Below are 18,488 nucleotides of genomic sequence, written 5' to 3' on the forward strand. Positions count from 1 at the left end.
CTTTGAGCATGTGTCTCGGCGAGATCATCTTGTGCATAGGCAGTAGGCAAGGCCCATTACCCACCGCCCACCTGCAAATTACCCGACAAGCCGATGCCGACCTGCACGCGCAGCCACTCAGCCAAAGGCCTGTGAAGCACATATATCTACCACTTTCGCGCCAGGCGGAACCGCCAAAGTCCGTTGCCCTCATCACGCAATGGAGCTCGCTATGCCAACCTCGCCCAACATCCACTACGCCACGATCGAACAAAAGATCCCTGCCTGGCTAAAACAAACCTCCGCGCCAGTGCACCACGCGCTGCGCAAGGCGCAACAGGCACCCGCCTGGCTGGTGGCGGCGATCCAGCGACAGCCCGATGTCGCCAAGGCCTGGAGCGATGAGCATGCGCGCCACCGTGAACACCATGCACGCGTGCAGGAACTGTTCGCCCAGTTGCCCGACCTGGAGAGCTTTGCCAGAAAGGTGCTGAGCGATGCCATCGAAGAACGGTTCAGCCCCACGTCCCCCATCGATGTGGACAAGACCTATCTCATCGACGCACGCCTGATCGACACGACCCATGCCATCGACAGCCGCCAGGCCGTGAACCGCGCGACACGTTCACTACTGCAATGCGCTCTGCACAACTTCGATACCGACTCGGCAGCCGAGCATGGCATGGACGCACCCGATGCGCTGTTGAAGAAGTCAGTGATCGTCGATCACCGCCGATTCATGGGCACACTGCCCATCAACAACCGGATCGACATCACCGCCGAAGCCTTTGCCGGCCTGTGCCGCAGCCTGGATATCGGGGCTAGGTATCATGAACGGGTGCATGCCATCTATTACCCCGCAGCCACCGTCGAGCGCAGCGCCGACGAGGTGGCGCTGGAGGTCTACCAAACATTGGGTAGAGCCGAAGTCTCGGCATTCCGGCAGTCCTTGCACTTCGCAAGGCTCAAGGGCGATATCGATCAAGGTTTCTACGACGCAGCCCTTGCCTTGCCCATGGACGAAGCACCGAAGGCAAACGCCACCATCACCTTCAACACACTGAGCCTCTGGGAAGCCGAGCTGACCGGCGTTGTCCTCATCGAGCGGGAAGCCGACGGGCAAAAGACGCACACGCTGTACATCCCACAAGACGACGAGACACCGCTCAAGACATTTTCCTCCATCGAGGCACTGGACAAGGCGCTTAGCGACCGTCTACGGGCGAACATGGGCTACTTGAACCCGCATATTGCCGATCGCGACAAAGCCTCGGTGCAAACCCGCCTGGCAGACCGCCTTGCACCGCTTGGATGGAGCACGCGTGGCCTGCACGAGCGCTTACCCGACCCACATGCCAGCCTGTACCCGGTAGCCCACCCGTTCAGACATGCCTTCCAGGGCAAGATGGCGTTCCAGAAGGCCGAGCGCCATGAAAAGGATGCCCTGTACAACGCCACCCCCACCGAAATCGTCGATCGTCGTGCCGCCCAGGCCCACCGCGAACTGGTCTTCGCACGCGTGCTGACCGGATTGAACATTGCCGGCTTCTTCGTGCCGGGCCTGGGCCAGTTCATGCTTGCAATCTGCGTGACGCAATTGGCCTTCGAGGTATATGAGGGTATCGAAGCCTGGCACAACGACGAACGCGACACCGCGCTTAATTACCTGGTCGACGTCATTGAGAACGTTGCGATCATGGCCGCACTCAGCGCTGCGCATAAGGGCCTCAAGGGTATGAAGGGTGAAGCCAATGGCCCGGAAGAAGAACTTGAGGTCGAGCGCATCCCGGTGGAAACGCCATCCTTCATCGAAGAGCTGGAAGACGTCGTGATGCCTGACGGCCAGGTACGCTTGTGGAAACCGGACCTTACGGCTTACCACAGTAGCGAGACACTCCCTGATGACCTGGAACCCGATGAACGTGGTCTGCGCCAGTACCAGGGCAAGCAATGGCTGGTGATCGAAGGCCAGCAATACCAAGTCGAACAAACGCCAGCGACGGATGAGTATCGCCTGCGACATCCCACCAACACGCGCCGTTACCAGCCCCGCGTCACGCATAACGGCTCCGGTGTCTGGCTGCTGCCCGGCGACCAGCCATCTGAATGGACAGGCTCGGCATTACTGCGCCGGCTTGGGCATGCGAGTGCGCATTTCGACGAGGCCACGTTGCAACGCATGCTCGACATCAGCGCCACCCACGAGGATGTACTCCGCCGAGCGCTGACGGAACACCAGCGTCTACCCGCTTTGCTAGAAGACACCTTGCAACGCTTCAAGCTGGACCAGTCCATCCGCCAGATGCCAGACCACAGCGCTTGGCCTGAAGCGTTCACCCAGGCCTACAAACGCATCCACATCATCCAGGCACCCCACAGCGAGATCATCCAGCGTATCTATCCCAGCCTGCCCGGCGCGGTCGTCGACGAGCTGGTACGCAATGCCAGTGCCAGCGAACTGCAAGCACTCAGTACGGGTAAGGTCCCCCTGCGTCTGAGCGAAGAAATTCGCATCTATCAGCAACACATTCGCCTGGCCCGTGCCTACGAGGGGCTGTACTTGGCCAGCGTGCAAAGCTGGGACAGCGACCGGCTGGTCTTGCAAACCCTGGCACACCTGCCTGGCTGGCCCGCTGACTGCAAGCTGCAAATACTCCAGCGCAGCGTCTGGCCTGACCAGCAATATGCCATTGGCCCTCAGGACACACGCCCCGACACGACGATCACCCATGCACATGCCGGCTACATCGTCCATGATGCGAGTCGGCCCGGGGCTGCTGTGAGCGCTCACCCGGACATTTACACTGCATTGCACGAAACGCTGCCTGAAGTCATGGCACAGCTCGGCGCGGCAGATGGCAAGGCGCTTCAGTTCCTGATGCAGCAGAGCCCGTTGCTACCCCGCGCAGCCCTGCGCGAGGCGCTGGGCATGCAACCTATTCGACCCGGATACCGTTCACCCATGCGCCTTGCCGATGGCCGCATCGGTTACCCCTTGAGCGGCGGCAACAGCGACTCGCCAGGGAGCACGCGCCAGCATCTGCTCGCTATGGTCCAGGCAACAGGTATCCCAGAACGCACCGGCAGGTCCGCCGAGCACATTCTGACCTCGATTGCCAGCCAAGGCCGCAACCGGCTGCAGATCCTTGAATACCTGAACACCCTGGAGGAGGAACGTAACACGCTGCAAAGCCGTCTTGACGACTGGAGTGAAGCCATTTCACCCGCATCCGACGAGGCCGCTCGCGCCTACGACACCCTACGTGAATCGATCATGCAACACTGGTACGAGACAGCCCTGGAAGATGATGCCGCGCTGGCAGCCGAGCTGAGCGTACAGGGTGTGGCGTTGACAGATATCCCGATGACCCTGCCTGATTTTTTTTACCGGCGTATCCGCAGCCTGCGCCTGCTCGACCTGCCGAGCGGAACCCTCTCAGGTTGGGGACAACACGACCGCCTCGTGCAACGCTTGCTCGCACTAGTGCCACGTCTCGAGTCGCTGGAAGTCAGCAGGCCCTACACGTCCAGAGCAACCCCCTCACTGTGGCTGTCCAGCGCCCCGATCATCGCGACGGCATTGCCCAACTTGCGCAGGCTGGCACTGACAAACCAGAACATCGCCTTGTCCGGCAGCGACCTGAACGCACTCGCAGAGCTTGCGCATCTAGGCCACCTGGACCTCAGCGGCAACCGGCTACAGCAGGTCAGTGACAGGCCCAGCTTCCATGTGTTTAGCCTGGATTATCTCGGTCTGGACCGCATGCAGTTGAGCCAATGGCCCGCAGGCATCGGTAGCGATGCCCTGGACCGAATCGGCCATCTGTCCCTACAACAGAACAACTTGACGGCGCTGCCCTCGTTCTTGCTTAACGAAGCAGACACGCTGACCCGACCGCCGGTCATCTCGTTACAAGGCAACCCCATCAACGAAACTCACCTGCAACGTCTGTTGCTGAACGAGCGACCCGAGACCGCGCAGGTGTCGGTGGATCAATCAGCATCACTCAATGAGCGGCTAGAACGTGTCCGTAACGAGCGGCAAGCGTTGCGCGATGCGATCGATGGCTGGGTCCAGGCCTCCAGCTCAAGCAACCCGTTGAGCCAGGCCGCCCTCGCAGACAGGCAACGGATCGCTTCCTCCATAAATGAATTCTGGGAGCGCCAGGAGCAGGGTCAGCGATACCTTCGCCTGCAACTGGAGGACATCGCGATCGAGCACTTCCCCCGTCGGCTTCCCGCGTTCTTCGGCGAACGCGTGGACTCGATGGCACTGACCCGTTTGAGCGGCACGGCCGCGCAGCTCGATGAACTGCTCGGTCACTTCCCGAACATCACCCGCCTGACCCTCGATGCACACCAAGCAGCAACCCCCGCACTGGTATCCGCATTGCCACGCCTTTCCCAACTGACCTACCTCGAGTTCCGCAACATGGGCCTGGAGGTCGACCAGGCTATGCTGGACACCTTTGCCCAGCTGGAACACCTAAACTCGCTCGACCTGTCAGGCAACCGTTTGGGCACCATCACGCAAGTGCCCGCGCGGTTGTCCACCAATCTGACGTCACTCGGACTCACCAACATGAACCTGCAAGCCTGGCCGAACTGGTGCAATGATTTACTACCGCTGGAACTGCTGGATCTGAGCTCCAACAACCTTACCGACTTGCCCGAGCACATCCTTTCCAACCTGAACAACACCATGCCAATTTCGTCGATTTCCCTGTTCGACAACCCCTTGCCCATGGAAACCATCCTGCGTGTACGTACGTTCTCGGACAGCCAAAATAGCTACTCTTTCGCCTTGGACATTCCCGAGAACCTCCTGCTGGTCAACGCCTCCAGCGAAGAGGCCCTGGAACATCCGCATTTTCCCTTGCAGGGCGACGACACCCCCAGGTTGGCAGACTGGATGCTGGGGAACGCGGCACAGAACGAGGCGTTACAGGACTGTTGGACACAACTCGAAGGCAGTGACCTGCTGCGCTTGGTTGGCCGTTTGCACAATGCTGCACCGTTCGTCGATCTGAGCACCCGGGCCAGCTTCTGCGAGCGAGTACGACTGATGCTTGTGGCGGCGGTGGCCAACGAAGCCCAACGCCCGATCATGGAAAGCATTGCCGCAGCGGCGCTACCTGATCCTGAAACAGGCTCGCAAACCTGCCATGATGGCGCGCTGCAAGAGTTCAACAATATCGAACTTCATCTGATGACTGAACGCGTGCTGATCGACGCTGGCGATACCCTGCAAACTCTGTACAAGCGACTGCTGCAGTTGTTCCGCGTCGAGCAACTGGAGAAGCTTGCCAGCACACGCAACCAACCCGGTGATCGGGTTTCGGTACGCCTGGCCTATCGCCGTGAGCTGGCCAAGGAACTGGACTTGCCGATTGCGGACAGCATGCGTTTTCGAAGCGCCGCCAATCTGGCGCATGGCGAACTGTCCAGCGTGCTGGAGAGCGTGCGTCAGAGTGAACACAGCGAGGCCTTCATCGACTACCTGCTGAACAACGCCGATTGGAGCACACGCCTACGGGCCGAACATGCATCTCGCTTTGCCGAGGTCGAGGCAAGATTCCGTCAACGCGTACTCGACCTGGCCGGTGCCGACCACGCGCTTCAGGAGGAATTGGACCTGCAGCGAAGCCTCCAGATCAGCAAGGAGCAGGAAGAGACGGCTCTTCTACGCGAGCTGACTATCACCTACGTCGATAACAGCTAAGCAGCCCAGCACAAGGCGACGTCCGTGCGTGGGGCGTCGCCACCGCTCAGCGTGGGTAACGCTCGCGCCCCCAGGCCAGCAGCGTCTCCAGCAACCGCCGCAACACCTCCTGCGTCGGCTGCGCCAGATCCTCGCGGTAGGCGAACGGCTCGACCTCCTGCATATAGGTACGCTGCGCCAGCTCCAGCTGGACCGCATGGATATGGTTGGCCGGATCGCCATAATGGCGGGTGATGTGCCCGCCCTTGAAGCGCCCGTTGAGCACATGGCTATAGGCCGGAAACTCCGCACACACAACCTTCAAGCGTTCAGCCAGTTTGGGATCGCAACTGGCGCCGTTGAAGGTGCCGAGGTTGAAATCCGGCAGCTTGCCTTCGAACAGATGCGGGATCTGCGAGCGGATCGAGTGGGCATCCCACAGCAGCGCATAGCCGAATGTCTCGCGCAGGCGGGCCAACTCGCGACGAATCGTGTCGTGGTAAGGGCGCCAGATGTGCGTCAAGTACTCGGCCCGCTGCTCGGCCGTCGGGGCCTTGCCCTCCTGGAACAGCGGCTCGCCTTCGAACAGCGTGGCCGGGTACAGGCCGGTGGTGGCGCCGACGTACAGCGGCTTGTCGTCGTCGGGGCGGTTGAGGTCGATGACGAAGCGCGAGTACTCCGCCGCCACCACACTGGCACCCAGCTCACGGGCGAAGTCGTACAGTTGCGGGATGTGCCAGTCGGTGTCCGGCAGGCTGCGCGCAGGGGCGACCAGACCGTCAGCCACCGCCTCGGTCAGGGCCAGGCCTGCGTGGGGCATGCTGATCAGTAGCGGCAGTTGACCCTGGTGAAAACTCAATACCTTGTCCATATGACTCCTGAGGTTGCTACACCCTAAACCTAGCCAACGGGGCCGCCTTGCGGCCCTTTCGTGGCACGAGGCCGCTCCTACAATGTCCGCGTGAGCCCGGTGAATGCCGGGTTTCAGTTGGATATTTCATGACCCAGGCGCACCACGCGCTTGGGCAGGTCGCCGCCAAGCCAGTAGGCAAGGTCAGCAGGGCGCTCGATCTGCCAGGCGACGAAGTCGGCGACCTTGCCCTCTTCCAGCGAGCCGTGGCTGTCACCCAATCCCAACGCGATGGCGGCGTGCAGGGTGACGCCTGCCAGGGCCTCCTCGGGCGTCATGCGAAACAGCGTGCAGCCCATGTTCAGCATCAGGCGCAGCGACAGCCCCGGCGATGTGCCAGGGTTGAGGTCGCTGGCCAGGGCGATCTTCACGCCATGCCGACGCAAGGCGTCCATCGGCGGCAGCTGGGTTTCGCGCAGGAAGTAGAACGCGCCCGGCAGCAACACTGCGACCGTGCCGGCCTCGGCCATGGCGATGGCGTCTTGCTCGGTCATGAATTCCAGATGGTCGGCCGACAGCGCCTGATAGCGCGCCGCCAGGCTGGAGCCATGCAGCGACGACAGTTGTTCGGCATGCAGCTTGACCGGCAGCCCCAGTTCGCGAGCCTTGATGAACACACGCTCAACCTGCGCCGGGGAGAACGCCAGGTGCTCGCAAAAGGCGTCCACGGCGTCCACCAGGCCTTCGGCAGCCAGCGCCGGGAGCATCTGCTCGCAAATATGCGTAATGTAGTCATCGGCCCGGCCCGCGTACTCGGGCGGCAGGGCGTGAGCGGCCAGGCAGGTGGTACGCACGCCCAACGGCAGTTCTTCGCCCAGGCGCCGCGCCACGCGCAGCATCTTGCGCTCGCCGGCCAAGTCCAGGCCATAGCCGGACTTGATCTCCAGGGTGGTCACACCGTCGCGCATCAGCGCCTGGACACGCTGGCGGGCACTGGCCAACAGCGCTTCTTCGCTGGCCGCACGGGTAGCCCGCACGGTGCTGGCGATGCCACCGCCCTGGGCGGCGATCTCGGCGTAGCTCACACCCTGCAGGCGCTGTTCGAACTCACCGCTGCGGTTACCGCCGAACACCGCATGGGTGTGGCAGTCGATCAGCCCCGGCGTCACCCAGGCGCCGCCCAGGTCGACGATGCGGTCGGCGGCCACGGGCGGCACGTCGTTACGCGGGCCGATCCATTCGATCAGGCCTGCACGGGTGACGATCGCGGCGTCCTCGATGACCGAGTAACGGCCCTCGCGAAGGGTCGCGGCATGGCAGTGCTGCCAGAGGGTTCTCATATACAGGCTCCGTTGTTGCAAAGTTCTACGGCCAGACGCGCTCCCCTGTAGGAGCGGCCTTGTGTCGCGATGGGCCGCGCAGCGGCCCCGAGGTCGGCGCGCAAACTCAACACATGCGGGGGCCGCTTTGCGGTGCTATCGCGACACAAGGCCGCTCCTACAGAAATTGTGTGATCACAGGCTCGGCAACACACCCGCTGGCAGCAGTCCGGTCAGGGTGCCTTTGGCCAGAAGGTCGGCGGCCACTTCGATGTCCGGCGCAAAGAAACGGTCGCGGTCGTAATGCGGCACCTCGCGGCGCAGCACCTGGCGGGCATGCTCCAGCTTTACCGAGGTCTTCAGCCCTTTACGCAGGTCCAGCCCCTGGCAGGCCCCCAGCCACTCGATGGCCAGCACGCCACGGGTGTTCTCGGCCATTTCCCACAGGCGTTTGCCAGCCGCCGGGGCCATGGACACATGGTCCTCCTGGTTGGCCGAGGTGGGCAGGCTGTCGACGCTGTGCGGATGCGACAGGGCCTTGTTCTCGCTGGCCAGGGCCGCCGCGGTGACCTGGGCGATCATGAAGCCTGAGTTCACCCCGCCGTTCTCCACCAGGAACGGCGGCAACTGCGACATGTGCTTGTCCATCATCAGCGAAATGCGCCGCTCACTCAGCGCGCCGATCTCGGCGATTGCCAGGGCGAGGTTGTCAGCGGCCATGGCCACTGGCTCGGCATGGAAGTTGCCGCCCGACACCACATCCCCCTCGGCAGCGAACACCAGTGGATTGTCCGACACCGCGTTGGCCTCTATGCCCAGCACTTCGGCCGCCTGGCGCAGCTGGGTCAGGCAGGCGCCCATGACCTGCGGCTGACAGCGCAGGGAATACGGATCCTGCACCTTGTCGCAATTTTTGTGCGACAGCGACACCTCGCTGCTGTCGCCCAGCAGCTCACGCAAGCACGCGGCGCTATCGATCTGCCCGCGCTGACCGCGTACGGCATGAATACGGGCATCGAATGGCGCCCGCGAGCCCAGCGCCGCCTCGACGCTCAAGGCGCCACAGGCGATGCCAGCGGCGTACAGGTCTTCGGCCTGGAACAAACCACGCAGGGCGTAGGCGGTGGATGCCTGAGTACCGTTGAGCAGCGCCAGCCCCTCCTTGGCCGCCAGGGTCAGCGGCTCCAGGCCTGCAACGGCCAGAGCCTCGGGAGCCGACAGCCACTGCCCCTGATAACGCGCCTTGCCCTCCCCCAACAGCACCAGCGACATGTGCGCCAGCGGCGCCAGGTCACCCGAGGCCCCGACAGACCCCTTGAGCGGAATGTGCGGGTAGACCTCGGCGTTGACCAGGGCGATCAACGCATCGATGACCTTGCGGCGGATCCCCGAAAAACCCCGGCTCAAGCTATTGATCTTGAGCACCATGATCAACCGCACCAGGTCGTCATCCAGCGGCGCGCCGATACCCGCAGCGTGCGACAGCACCAGCGAGCGTTGCAGGTTCTCAAGGTCGTGGCTGGCGATGCGGGTCGAGGCCAACAGGCCGAAACCTGTGTTGATGCCATAGGCGGTGCGGTCTTCGGCAATGATCTGCTCGACACAGGCGACGCTGGCGTCGATCGCCGGCGCGGCGCTGTCATCCAGTTGCAGGCGCACCGGCCCGTGGTGGATACGACGCAGGTCGGCCAACGTCAGGTGGCCGGGCAGCAGGTTCAGGGGTTGCATAGTCAGTTCCTTGTCATTGTTCAGTGCAGCGCCGCCAACACAGGCTGCGCCAACCAGGGTCGGTTGGGGACGCGTTGCCCCCCAACGGCCCATCAGCCAGTGATCATCGGCAGGTTCAGGCCCTGCTCCCTGGCGCAATTGATCGCGATTTCATAACCGGCATCAGCATGGCGCATCACACCGGTTCCAGGATCATTGGTCAGCACCCGCGCGATGCGTGCAGCCGCTTCGTCTGTACCATCGCACACAATCACCATGCCAGAATGCTGCGAGAAGCCCATGCCCACCCCCCCACCGTGGTGCAGCGAAACCCAGGTGGCGCCGCTGGCAGTGTTCAAAAGTGCATTGAGCAGCGGCCAGTCGGACACCGCGTCCGAACCGTCGCGCATGGCCTCGGTCTCGCGGTTGGGGCTGGAGACCGAGCCCGAGTCGAGGTGGTCGCGGCCAATCACGATCGGTGCCGACAACTCGCCGCTGCGCACCATCTCGTTGAACGCCAGGCCCAGTTTGGCACGCTGACCCAGGCCCACCCAGCAGATACGCGCTGGCAGGCCTTGGAAGCTGATGCGCTCGCGGGCCATGTCCAGCCAGCGGTGCAGGTGGGCGTCATCGGGGATCAGTTCCTTGACCTTGGCGTCGGTCTTGTAGATGTCCTCGGCGTCGCCGGACAGCGCCGCCCAGCGGAACGGGCCGATGCCCCGGCAGAACAGCGGGCGGATGTACGCCGGCACGAAGCCTGGGAAGTCGAAGGCGTTGGCCACGCCTTCCTCCTTGGCCATCTGGCGGATGTTGTTGCCATAGTCGAAGGTCGGTACACCCGCCTTCTGGAAGTCCAGCATGGCTTGCACATGCACGGCTATGGACTGCTTGGCCGCCTTGACCACGGCAGTAGGGTCGGTCTTGGCGCGGTCGCGATACTGCTCCCAACTCCAGCCAATCGGCAGATAGCCGTTGAGCGGGTCGTGGGCGCTGGTCTGGTCGGTGACCAAGTCCGGGCGCACGCCACGGCGCACCAGCTCCGGCAGGACTTCGGCTGCGTTGCCGTGCAGGGCGATGGAAACCGCCTTGCCTTCGGCGGTGTACTTGGCGATACGCGCCAGCGCGTCATCCAGGTCGCTGGCCTGCTCGTCGACGTAGCGGGTGCGCAAGCGGAAGTCGATGCTGGTCTGCTGGCACTCGATGTTCAGCGAGCAGGCGCCGGCAAGGGTGGCCGCCAATGGCTGCGCACCGCCCATGCCGCCGAGGCCGGCGGTGAGCACCCACTTGCCCTTGAGGCTGCCGTTGTAGTGCTGGCGACCGGCCTCGACGAAGGTCTCAAAGGTGCCCTGGACGATGCCCTGGCTGCCGATGTAGATCCAGCTACCCGCGGTCATCTGGCCGTACATGGCCAGGCCCTTGGCATCGAGTTCGTTGAAGTGCTCCCAGTTGGCCCAGTGCGGCACCAGGTTGGAGTTGGCGATCAGCACCCGTGGGGCATTGCTGTGGGTCTTGAACACGCCCACCGGCTTGCCCGACTGCACCAGCAGCGTCTCGTCGTCGTTCAGTTCCTTGAGCGTCGAGACGATCTTGTCGTAGCACTCCCAGTTGCGCGCCGCGCGGCCGATACCGCCATACACCACCAGCTCCTTGGGGTTTTCGGCCACTTGCGGATCGAGGTTGTTCATCAGCATGCGCAGCGGCGCTTCGGTCAGCCAGCTTTTGGCAGTGAGCGTGGTGCCACGCGGGGCGCGGATCTCGACGTCACGGAAGGTGTTGAACGCTTTGTCAGTCACGAAGGGGCTCCTTGAGCGATCGTTTCAAACCCGGCGAGATCGGCGGGCCAGTTAAGTCGGTGCGTGCAGCGCGAAAGGGACGGCCTAACTACTATCGCGCACTTAGCTTTACTTGTACATACAAGCATAGGCAATTGAAATGCCAAGTTCTGAATCGCGCCCGAGCGAGGGCCCGATGCCGCTGTGCAGGCCGCGTGAATAGAGGGTTCAGGAGGAAGGGAAATCTACGCAGGGCGTAAGCGAGGGGCGCAAAACGATCAAAGCATTGCGCCATCTTGGGGCGTTCGGTAACAGCGCGCCGCTGTTGCGGGCGCTACCGGGGTAACTCATTTATCAAAAGCGACACTGCCCCTGTGAGAGCGGTGTCAGGCGGGAAACTCAGCGAATCTCGGTCAGCTCGATCACGCAGCAACGCCCGACCACATCCACTTCCAACAAACGCTCGTTACCACTCAGGCGCAGACAGTCATAACGGCCCAGCGAGACTGGCGGCTGGCCGCTGATCGTCACCGGCAAGTCCGTCTGCGCACTGAACACCATCAGCGCACCCGCAGCACTGAAGAGCCGGGTACCGCCATTGAACCACTGCAATCGCGCGCGGTAGCGGTCCGGCGCGTAGATCAGGTTGAAATCCCGGATTGGCCCGCCCAGCAGCGCGCAGCCCACGTGGCTTTCGCCGCTAAAGGCAAATGCGTCGAACGGCACCAGAGGCCGACTGTCATGGCCGTCTACTGTCAGACGCATGCCATCGCCCTGCAGCACGGTGATGATCCGCTGGTAACCGGCAAAACTCGAAAAGCCGCCGGACGCTTCGATGTCGGCAATCGACAGGCGCCAGCCGAACCCTTCAAGGCCCGTACCGGCATCGCGGGTGATCTCTTCGGTGGAGCCACCGCCATTCTTCCAGGGCATGCGCAGGTAGTCGCCTGCACGCAACACTTGCAACGCGCTCATTTGCTGAAACGTCCTTCCAGACGGTGACGGGAACCGGGGTGGATCAGCCGTGCGGCCGTCACCGGCTGACGCCCCGACCAGGTACGTCGGCGAATCAACAGGCACGGCTCGCCGCGCTCGATCTGCAACAACCGGCATTCGTCCGCTTCGGCCAGGATCGCCTCGACCACGTGCTCGCCCTCGGTGAGTGGCGCGACGTGCGAAAGGTATTCATAGGGGGTCTGGCGGGTGAAGTCCTGCTTGAGGTAGTCCGGGGCCACGCTGGCGTTGACATAGCGATCCTCGATCTGCACAGGCACGCCGTTCTCGCAGTGCACGATCAGCGAGTGGAACACACGCTGGCCTTCGCGCATGTCCAGCGCCAGCGCGCGCTCGGAGCCCGCCGCCTCCTCCACCAGGGTGATCACCTGGCAGCTATGCTGATGGCCGCGCGCGGCGATCTCGTCAGCGATGTTGTTGACCTCGAACAGTGCCGAACGGGTCTTGGGTTCGGCGACGAAGGTGCCCACGCCCTGCATGCGCACCAACAGCCCTTCGGCGGTCAGCTCGCGCAGGGCACGGTTGATGGTCATGCGGCTGAAGCCCAGCTGATTGACCAACTCACTCTCCGAAGGGACCCGGTGATGCGGCGGCCAGCTGCCGTTTTCGATCTGCTGGATGATCATCTGTTTTACCCGCGCATAGAGCGGCGCCGGCCCTTCGCCCATCTGGGCAACCAGTTCGGAGACAGGAGGTTTGGGCACGACGTGAGGTCCTTGTGCGATTGGAGTGAGCGGTAGCTTGCCGGAGTTTACCCGGCAGGCAAACGGCTGTATATGTATATACAAGTTAATCCCTGACAGAGAAATGACCCATGCCCGCCTATTTCGCCGAACGCGCCCTGCTGCCCACAGGCTGGGCACGCAACGTCCGCCTGGAGGTCGCCAACGATGGTCGTCTGGCCTCGGTGAGCGCAGATGCCCAGGCCGACGGTGCCGAGCGGCTGGCTGGGCCGTTGTTGCCAGGCATGCCCAACCTCCATTCGCATGCCTTCCAGCGGGCCATGGCCGGCTTGGCGGAGGTGGTCGGCAACCCCAACGACAGTTTCTGGACCTGGCGCGAACTCATGTACCGGCTGGCGGGCAACGTCAGCCCGGAGCAATTGCAGGTTATTGCGCAACAGGTGTACATCGAGATGCTCAAGGCCGGGTACACGTCGGTGGCCGAGTTCCACTATGTCCACCACGACCCACACGGTCAGGTCTACGCCGACCCCGCCGAGCTGTCGCGCCGCATCAGCGCCGCAGCGGCCTCGACAGGTATCGGCCTGACCCTGCTGCCAGTGCTCTACAGCCATTCAGGCTTCGGCGGCCAGGCACCCAGCCACGGGCAGCGGCGCTTCATCAACAGCACCGAGCAATACCTGCACCTGCAACGACAACTTGAACCTCTGCTGGCCGCGCAACCGGCACAGCGCCTGGGCCTGTGCTTCCATTCGCTGCGCGCGGTCACCCCCGCACAAATCGCCGAAGTACTCGACGCCAGCGACGCCCACAGCCCGGTGCATATCCATATCGCCGAACAACACAAGGAAGTCGAGGACTGCCTGGCCTGGAGCGGCCGACGTCCGCTGCAATGGCTGTACGAGCATGCCGAGGTCGACGCGCGCTGGTGCCTGGTCCACGCCACCCATGCACAGCCCGACGAAGTGCGTGCCATGGCCCGTAGCGGCGCGGTGGCCGGGCTGTGCCTGACCACCGAGGCCAACCTGGGCGACGGCATTTTCCCAGCGGTGGACTACCTGGCCCAGGGCGGGCGCCTGGGCATCGGCTCGGACAGCCATGTGTCATTGAGCGTGGTAGAGGAATTGCGCTGGCTGGAATACGGCCAGCGCCTGCGCGACCAACGCCGCAATCGACTGCACCGCAGCGATCAGCCGGGGGTCGGGCGCACGCTCTACGACGCAGCCCTGGCCGGTGGTGCACAAGCACTGGGGCAGCCGATAGGCGAGCTGGCGGCGGGCAAACGGGCGGACTGGCTGGTGCTGGACGGGCAAGACCCGTACCTGGCCGTGGCCGAAGGCGATGCGATCCTCAACCGCTGGCTGTTCGCCGGCAGCGATCGCCAGGTGCGTGACGTGATGGTCAACGGACAGTGGGTGGTGCGCCAGGGGCGGCACGGGCTGGAGAGCGAGAGCGCGGTGGCATTTGCCGAAGTGTTGCGCCAGTTGCTGGGCTGACGCGGCCTGTTGTAGGAGCGGCCTTGTGTCGCCAAAGGGGTGCGTAGCGCCCCCAAGATTCCAGCCAAGGCACACATCGTCGGGGCCGCTTTGCGGCCCTTTCGCGACACAAGGCCGCTCCTACATGGGTCGCGTTGCGTCTTCAGTGCCGGGCGACGATATCGCGATCCGGCGTGCGCCAGATCAGCCGGCTGGTGTCATAACCCTGCTGACGCGCCTTGGACATCAGGCTCTCACGTTCCCAGGCCGGCATCGATGGCGTGCGCGACAGGATCCACAGGTACTTGCGGTCAGGGCTGCCGACGATCGCGGTGCGGTAGCGCTCATCGACGTACAGAATCCAGTAATCCCCCTTGGCCACCCCTGGCACTAGGCGGGTGAACCAATTATCGAACTCCACCCACAGCTTGTCGGTGTGTCCAGGCTGCTGCGCCGTGGCATGGCCCTCTGCGCGCAGCCATTCGTCACCGAGGGTCCGGCAACGGTTGAGCACGCCGACGCTGCCGTCGGGCTTGAGGTTGTAGTGGGCTTCGGATTGCGCGCAGCCTTCCTGGTACTTCATCGGCAGGCGCGCCAGTTCGAACCATTTGCCCTGGTAACGCTTGAGGTCGACCGCACCTGCGGTCTTCGGCGCCAGCGGGTCGGTGGCAGAGGTGGCACAGCCACCCAACAGCATCACCAGGCACACGCCCAGCAGCAGGTGCAGACGCCTCATTTGAGGCCCTGCCCGGAATACATCAGGACCTTGTCAGCCGCGTACTGCACGCTGATGAAGCTCTTCTCGTCACCCCAGGTGCAACTGCTCATGCCCAGCGCGCCAGAGCACTCGGTCGGCGTGCCGAGCAACTGCTCGACCTCGGCTTTGTGCATGCCGGCCTTGAGCTTGGCATAGTTTTCCTGGTTGATCTTGCTGCAGGCGGTCAGGATGACGCACAAGGACAACAGGGCGAGGGAACGCAACGACATGAAGGGACACTCCTGGAGGTGGATACACAGGCTTGAAGGCCTGCAGGGAGCTTAGAAGGGAAAAAGGGTCCTCGGTTCCCTGCCTGCACAGGTTTTCGTCGGCCACCGCTGGTCGGACGGCGCCTAAACGCTTCATGTTTTCAACCGGCAGGTCGAAACAGTCTACGACGGTACGGCCTTGCGCCGCGCCAGCCCTCCTTCGTGCCCGTGCGCAGACCTTAGAAAAATGACCAAGAACCTCAAGTTCAGCCACAAGATCCTGCTGGCTGCCGCCCTCGTCGTAGCGGTAGCCTTCACCTGCTTCGTGCTGTTCAACGATTACCGACAACGTCAGTCCCTGCGCAGTGACGCGCAGACCACGCTACAGGAACTGGGCAACCTGACTGCGGGCAACATCCACAATTGGCTCGACAGCCGCATCCAGCTACTGAACACCTTCGCCCAACAGGTGGCCGTCGATGGCCCCGGCAAAGCCAGCCTGGACCGCAGCCTGGGGCTGCCGGTGTATGCCAGCAACTTCATGCTGACCTACTTTGGCGGTCAGGATGGCAGCATGCAGTCCGTCCCGGTGGGCAACCGCGCCGCCGACTACGACCCGCGTGCGCGCGGCTGGTACAAGGCAGCCAGTGCGGCCGGCCAAACCATCGTCACCGAGCCCTACCTGTCGGCCTCGGCCGGCAAACTGGTGATCACCCTGGCCACGCCTGTGCAGCAGGCGGGCAAGTTGATCGGTGTGAGCGGGGTGGATACCGACCTGCAAACCATCAGCAAGCTGATCAACACCCTCAACTTCGATGGCCGCGGCCATGCCTTCATCGTCAACGGCGAGGGCAAGATTCTCATCCACCCTAACGCCGAGCTGGCGCTCAAGACCCTCGCCGATGTCTATCCCGGCGACACCCCGCGCATCGGCAGTGGCTTGAAAGACGTCGAAAGCGACGGACGCAAGCAGTTCATCAGCTTCAGCCATATCGATGGCGTACCCTCGGCAGACTGGTACGTAGCGCTGGTACTGGATCAGGACGCCGCCTTCGCGATGCTCAGCGAACTGCGCACCTCGGCACTGGTGGCCACCCTGATCGCGGTACTGGTGATCATCGGCCTGCTTGGGCTGCTGATCCGTGTGCTGATGGAACCGCTGCACGTGATGGGCCGAGCCATGCGTGACATCGCCGAAGGCGAAGGCGACCTGACCCGGCGCCTGACGATCCACGCCCACGACGAGTTCGGCAGCCTGGCGCTCTCGTTCAACCGTTTCGTCGAGCGTATCCACACCTCGATTCGTGAAGTGGCCTCGGCCACCGACCAGGTCAACAGCGTGGCCAGCCAAGTAGTCAGCGCCTCCAATGCTTCGATCCACAACGCCGACCAACAGTCCAGCCGCACCAACAGCGTGGCGGCGGCGATCAACCAGTTGGGCGCCGCAGCGCAGGAGATCGCCCAGAACGCCGCCCTCGCCTCGCAGCACTCCAGCGACGCGCGTGGCCTGGCCGAGGAAGGCCAGCAGGTGGTGGGCGAGACCATCGAGGTGATGAACCAACTGTCATCGCGCATCAGCGATGCCAGCGGCAACATCGAGACACTCAACCACCATACGGTGAACATCGGCCAGATTCTCGATGTGATCAGTGGCATCTCCCAGCAAACCAACCTGCTGGCGCTCAACGCCGCCATTGAGGCAGCCAGGGCCGGCGAGGCAGGACGTGGGTTCGCCGTGGTGGCCGATGAGGTGCGCAACCTGGCGCACCGCACGCAGGAATCGGCGCAACAGGTACAGCGCCTGATCGAGGAATTGCAGGCCGGCGCGCAAATGGCTGTGAGCACCATGAACCAGAGCCAGCAGCACAGCGACCGCAGCGTGGGCATCGCCAACCAGGCCGGCGAGCGCCTGGGCAGCGTCACCCAACGGATCGGCGAAATCGATGGCATGAATCAGTCGGTGGCCACCGCCACCGAAGAGCAAACCGCCGTGGTCGAGTCGATCAATGTCGACATCACCGAGATCAATACGCTGAATCAGGAAGGGGTGCAGAACCTGCAGAGCACCTTGCGTGCCTGCAACGACCTGGAGCTTCAGGTAGAGCGGTTGAAGCATCTGGTGGGTAGTTTCAGGATCTGAAATCGGCGCCGCCTGCTTCGCGGGTAAATCGGGGCGCCGAACCGCCGCTCCCACAGGAATGTGCAAAGCCTGAATCCAGCGCTGTACCTGTAGGAGCGGCTTTAGCCGCGAACACCGGCAAAGCCGGTGCCATCTACCAAGTCGCCTGCTTCGCGGGCAAGCCCGCTCCCACAGGGATGTGCAAAGCCTAAATCCAGCGCTGTACCTGTAGGAGCGGCTTTAGCCGCGAACACCGGCAAAGCCGGTGCCATCCACCGCGAAGAGGCAGGATCGGGCTTTCACCACTCAGAACCTGGACCCAGGCTCCAGCAAGAAGTCCATCTCTTCACTGGTGCTAGGCCGGCCAAGCAGCAGGTTGCGCTGCGGGAAGCGACCAAAACGGGCGATCACCCGCTGGTGCTGCTCGGCGTAATCCAGGAACCCTTCGAACAGCCTGCGGTTGGCTTCAGGCTGCTCGTCCAGCAAGGCCTGGTAGCGCTCCACGCAAAGGTTCTGCCAGTCCAGCACTTCGGCGTGCTCCAGCACCAGCAGCACGAACACCCGCTGAATTGGCAGCAACTGGTAATCCCAGCCCTTCTGCAAGCCCTGCAAAGCCACCACCTGCGCCCGCCGGTCGCCTTCGAAGGCGCGCGGCGTGTCGCGGTAGAGCATGCGCGGCAACTGATCCAACAGGATCAGCAGCCCCAGCCAACCCTGCGGGCTTTGCTGCCACTCCTCGAGCCCGCCCGCCAGGGCCTGCTCGACCAAGTCGCCGAACAGCGCCTGCGCGTCGGCATCGTGCTGCTTGCCGAACCACAGCGTACTCTTCTCGTCAGCCACGGCCTGGGGACTGGTGCCCCAACCGAACCACCACTCCAGCAACGGCTGCCAAGGTGCGAGCAT

12 protein-coding genes and 1 pseudogene are annotated in these 18,488 nt (G+C 63.3%); 4 read left to right on the forward strand and 9 right to left on the reverse strand.

Going from position 1 to position 18,488, the window contains the following annotated elements; translation table 11 throughout:
- The first annotated feature begins 211 nt into the window (after positions 1-211).
- A complete protein-coding gene (locus FEM01_RS09990; RefSeq protein WP_240791742.1) occupies positions 212-5,701 on the forward strand; it encodes a dermonecrotic toxin domain-containing protein in 5,490 nt (1,829 codons plus the stop codon).
- 46 nt (positions 5,702-5,747) lie between these two features.
- On the opposite strand, the gene hutG is transcribed toward FEM01_RS09990, so the two are convergent.
- The 6 genes from hutG to hutC all read right to left on the reverse strand — a co-directional run bounded on the left by hutG (position 5,748) and on the right by hutC (position 13,010).
- Entirely contained in the window at positions 5,748-6,551 is an 804-nt protein-coding gene (gene hutG, locus FEM01_RS09995; protein WP_138219275.1) for an N-formylglutamate deformylase, read from the reverse strand.
- Between the two features lie 113 nt (positions 6,552-6,664).
- Complete coding sequence (gene hutI, locus FEM01_RS10000; protein WP_138219276.1) at positions 6,665-7,870, reverse strand: imidazolonepropionase; 1,206 nt, start codon at positions 7,868-7,870, stop codon at positions 6,665-6,667.
- A gap of 174 nt (positions 7,871-8,044) precedes the next feature.
- The gene (gene hutH, locus FEM01_RS10010; RefSeq protein ID WP_138219277.1) at positions 8,045-9,577 is read right to left on the reverse strand and encodes a histidine ammonia-lyase; all 1,533 of its coding nucleotides are present in this window, start codon (positions 9,575-9,577) and stop codon (positions 8,045-8,047) included.
- Between the two features lie 92 nt (positions 9,578-9,669).
- A complete protein-coding gene (gene hutU / locus FEM01_RS10015; RefSeq protein ID WP_138219278.1) occupies positions 9,670-11,349 on the reverse strand; it encodes a urocanate hydratase in 1,680 nt (559 codons plus the stop codon).
- Positions 11,350-11,727: 378 nt separating this feature from the next.
- Positions 11,728-12,303, reverse strand: a complete 576-nt coding sequence (locus FEM01_RS10020) for a HutD/Ves family protein (RefSeq protein ID WP_138219279.1) — start codon at positions 12,301-12,303, stop codon at positions 11,728-11,730.
- Positions 12,300-13,010, reverse strand: coding sequence for a histidine utilization repressor (hutC, locus tag FEM01_RS10025; RefSeq protein WP_171030931.1), 711 nt, complete (start codon positions 13,008-13,010; stop codon positions 12,300-12,302). The genes FEM01_RS10020 and hutC overlap by 4 nt, the downstream gene beginning before the upstream one ends.
- Positions 13,011-13,156: 146 nt before the next feature.
- On the opposite strand from hutC, the gene FEM01_RS10030 reads away from it, so the two are divergent.
- A complete protein-coding gene (locus FEM01_RS10030; protein WP_138219281.1) occupies positions 13,157-14,521 on the forward strand; it encodes a formimidoylglutamate deiminase in 1,365 nt (454 codons plus the stop codon).
- 142 nt (positions 14,522-14,663) lie between these two features.
- Here FEM01_RS10030 and FEM01_RS10035 read toward each other — a convergent pair whose 3' ends face one another.
- Positions 14,664-15,236: a lipocalin family protein gene (locus FEM01_RS10035; protein WP_138219282.1), complete on the reverse strand. Its 573-nt coding sequence runs from the start codon at positions 15,234-15,236 to the stop codon at positions 14,664-14,666.
- A complete protein-coding gene (bamE, locus tag FEM01_RS10040; protein ID WP_138219283.1) occupies positions 15,233-15,487 on the reverse strand; it encodes an outer membrane protein assembly factor BamE domain-containing protein in 255 nt (84 codons plus the stop codon). Before bamE ends, FEM01_RS10035 begins: the two co-directional genes overlap by 4 nt.
- Before the next feature lie 226 nt (positions 15,488-15,713).
- On the opposite strand from bamE, the pseudogene FEM01_RS24745 reads away from it, so the two are divergent.
- Together FEM01_RS24745 and FEM01_RS24750 are read left to right on the forward strand one after the other, a co-directional pair.
- Positions 15,714-16,748: pseudogene (locus tag FEM01_RS24745) on the forward strand (HAMP domain-containing protein); the annotation flags it as partial.
- A 132-nt stretch (positions 16,749-16,880) separates the two neighbouring features.
- Positions 16,881-17,606: a methyl-accepting chemotaxis protein gene (locus tag FEM01_RS24750; protein ID WP_416781177.1), complete on the forward strand. Its 726-nt coding sequence runs from the start codon at positions 16,881-16,883 to the stop codon at positions 17,604-17,606.
- 285 nt (positions 17,607-17,891) lie between these two features.
- Here the strand turns inward: FEM01_RS24750 and FEM01_RS10050 are convergent, their stop codons facing one another.
- Complete coding sequence (locus tag FEM01_RS10050; protein WP_138219285.1) at positions 17,892-18,488, reverse strand: DUF924 family protein; 597 nt, start codon at positions 18,486-18,488, stop codon at positions 17,892-17,894.

This window comes from Pseudomonas mosselii (assembly GCF_005796105.1).
In the GTDB taxonomy this organism is placed as follows: Bacteria; Pseudomonadota; Gammaproteobacteria; order Pseudomonadales; family Pseudomonadaceae; genus Aquipseudomonas; species Aquipseudomonas mosselii_C.

What these genes read in the sequence shown, in the direction of transcription:
- hutI (WP_138219276.1), bottom strand. Translation starts at nt 7,870, where the DNA reads ATGAGAACCCTCTGGCAGCACTGCCATGCCGCGACCCTTCGCGAGGGC.
- hutH (WP_138219277.1), bottom strand. Translation starts at nt 9,577, where the DNA reads ATGCAACCCCTGAACCTGCTGCCCGGCCACCTGACGTTGGCCGACCTG.
- FEM01_RS10030 (WP_138219281.1), top strand. Translation starts at nt 13,157, where the DNA reads ATGCCCGCCTATTTCGCCGAACGCGCCCTGCTGCCCACAGGCTGGGCA.
- hutC (WP_171030931.1), bottom strand. Translation starts at nt 13,010, where the DNA reads ATGGGCGAAGGGCCGGCGCCGCTCTATGCGCGGGTAAAACAGATGATC.
- hutG (WP_138219275.1), bottom strand. Translation starts at nt 6,551, where the DNA reads ATGGACAAGGTATTGAGTTTTCACCAGGGTCAACTGCCGCTACTGATC.
- FEM01_RS10020 (WP_138219279.1), bottom strand. Translation starts at nt 12,303, where the DNA reads ATGAGCGCGTTGCAAGTGTTGCGTGCAGGCGACTACCTGCGCATGCCC.
- bamE (WP_138219283.1), bottom strand. Translation starts at nt 15,487, where the DNA reads ATGTCGTTGCGTTCCCTCGCCCTGTTGTCCTTGTGCGTCATCCTGACC.
- FEM01_RS10050 (WP_138219285.1), bottom strand. Translation starts at nt 18,488, where the DNA reads ATGCTCGCACCTTGGCAGCCGTTGCTGGAGTGGTGGTTCGGTTGGGGC.
- FEM01_RS09990 (WP_240791742.1), top strand. Translation starts at nt 212, where the DNA reads ATGCCAACCTCGCCCAACATCCACTACGCCACGATCGAACAAAAGATC.
- FEM01_RS10035 (WP_138219282.1), bottom strand. Translation starts at nt 15,236, where the DNA reads ATGAGGCGTCTGCACCTGCTGCTGGGCGTGTGCCTGGTGATGCTGTTG.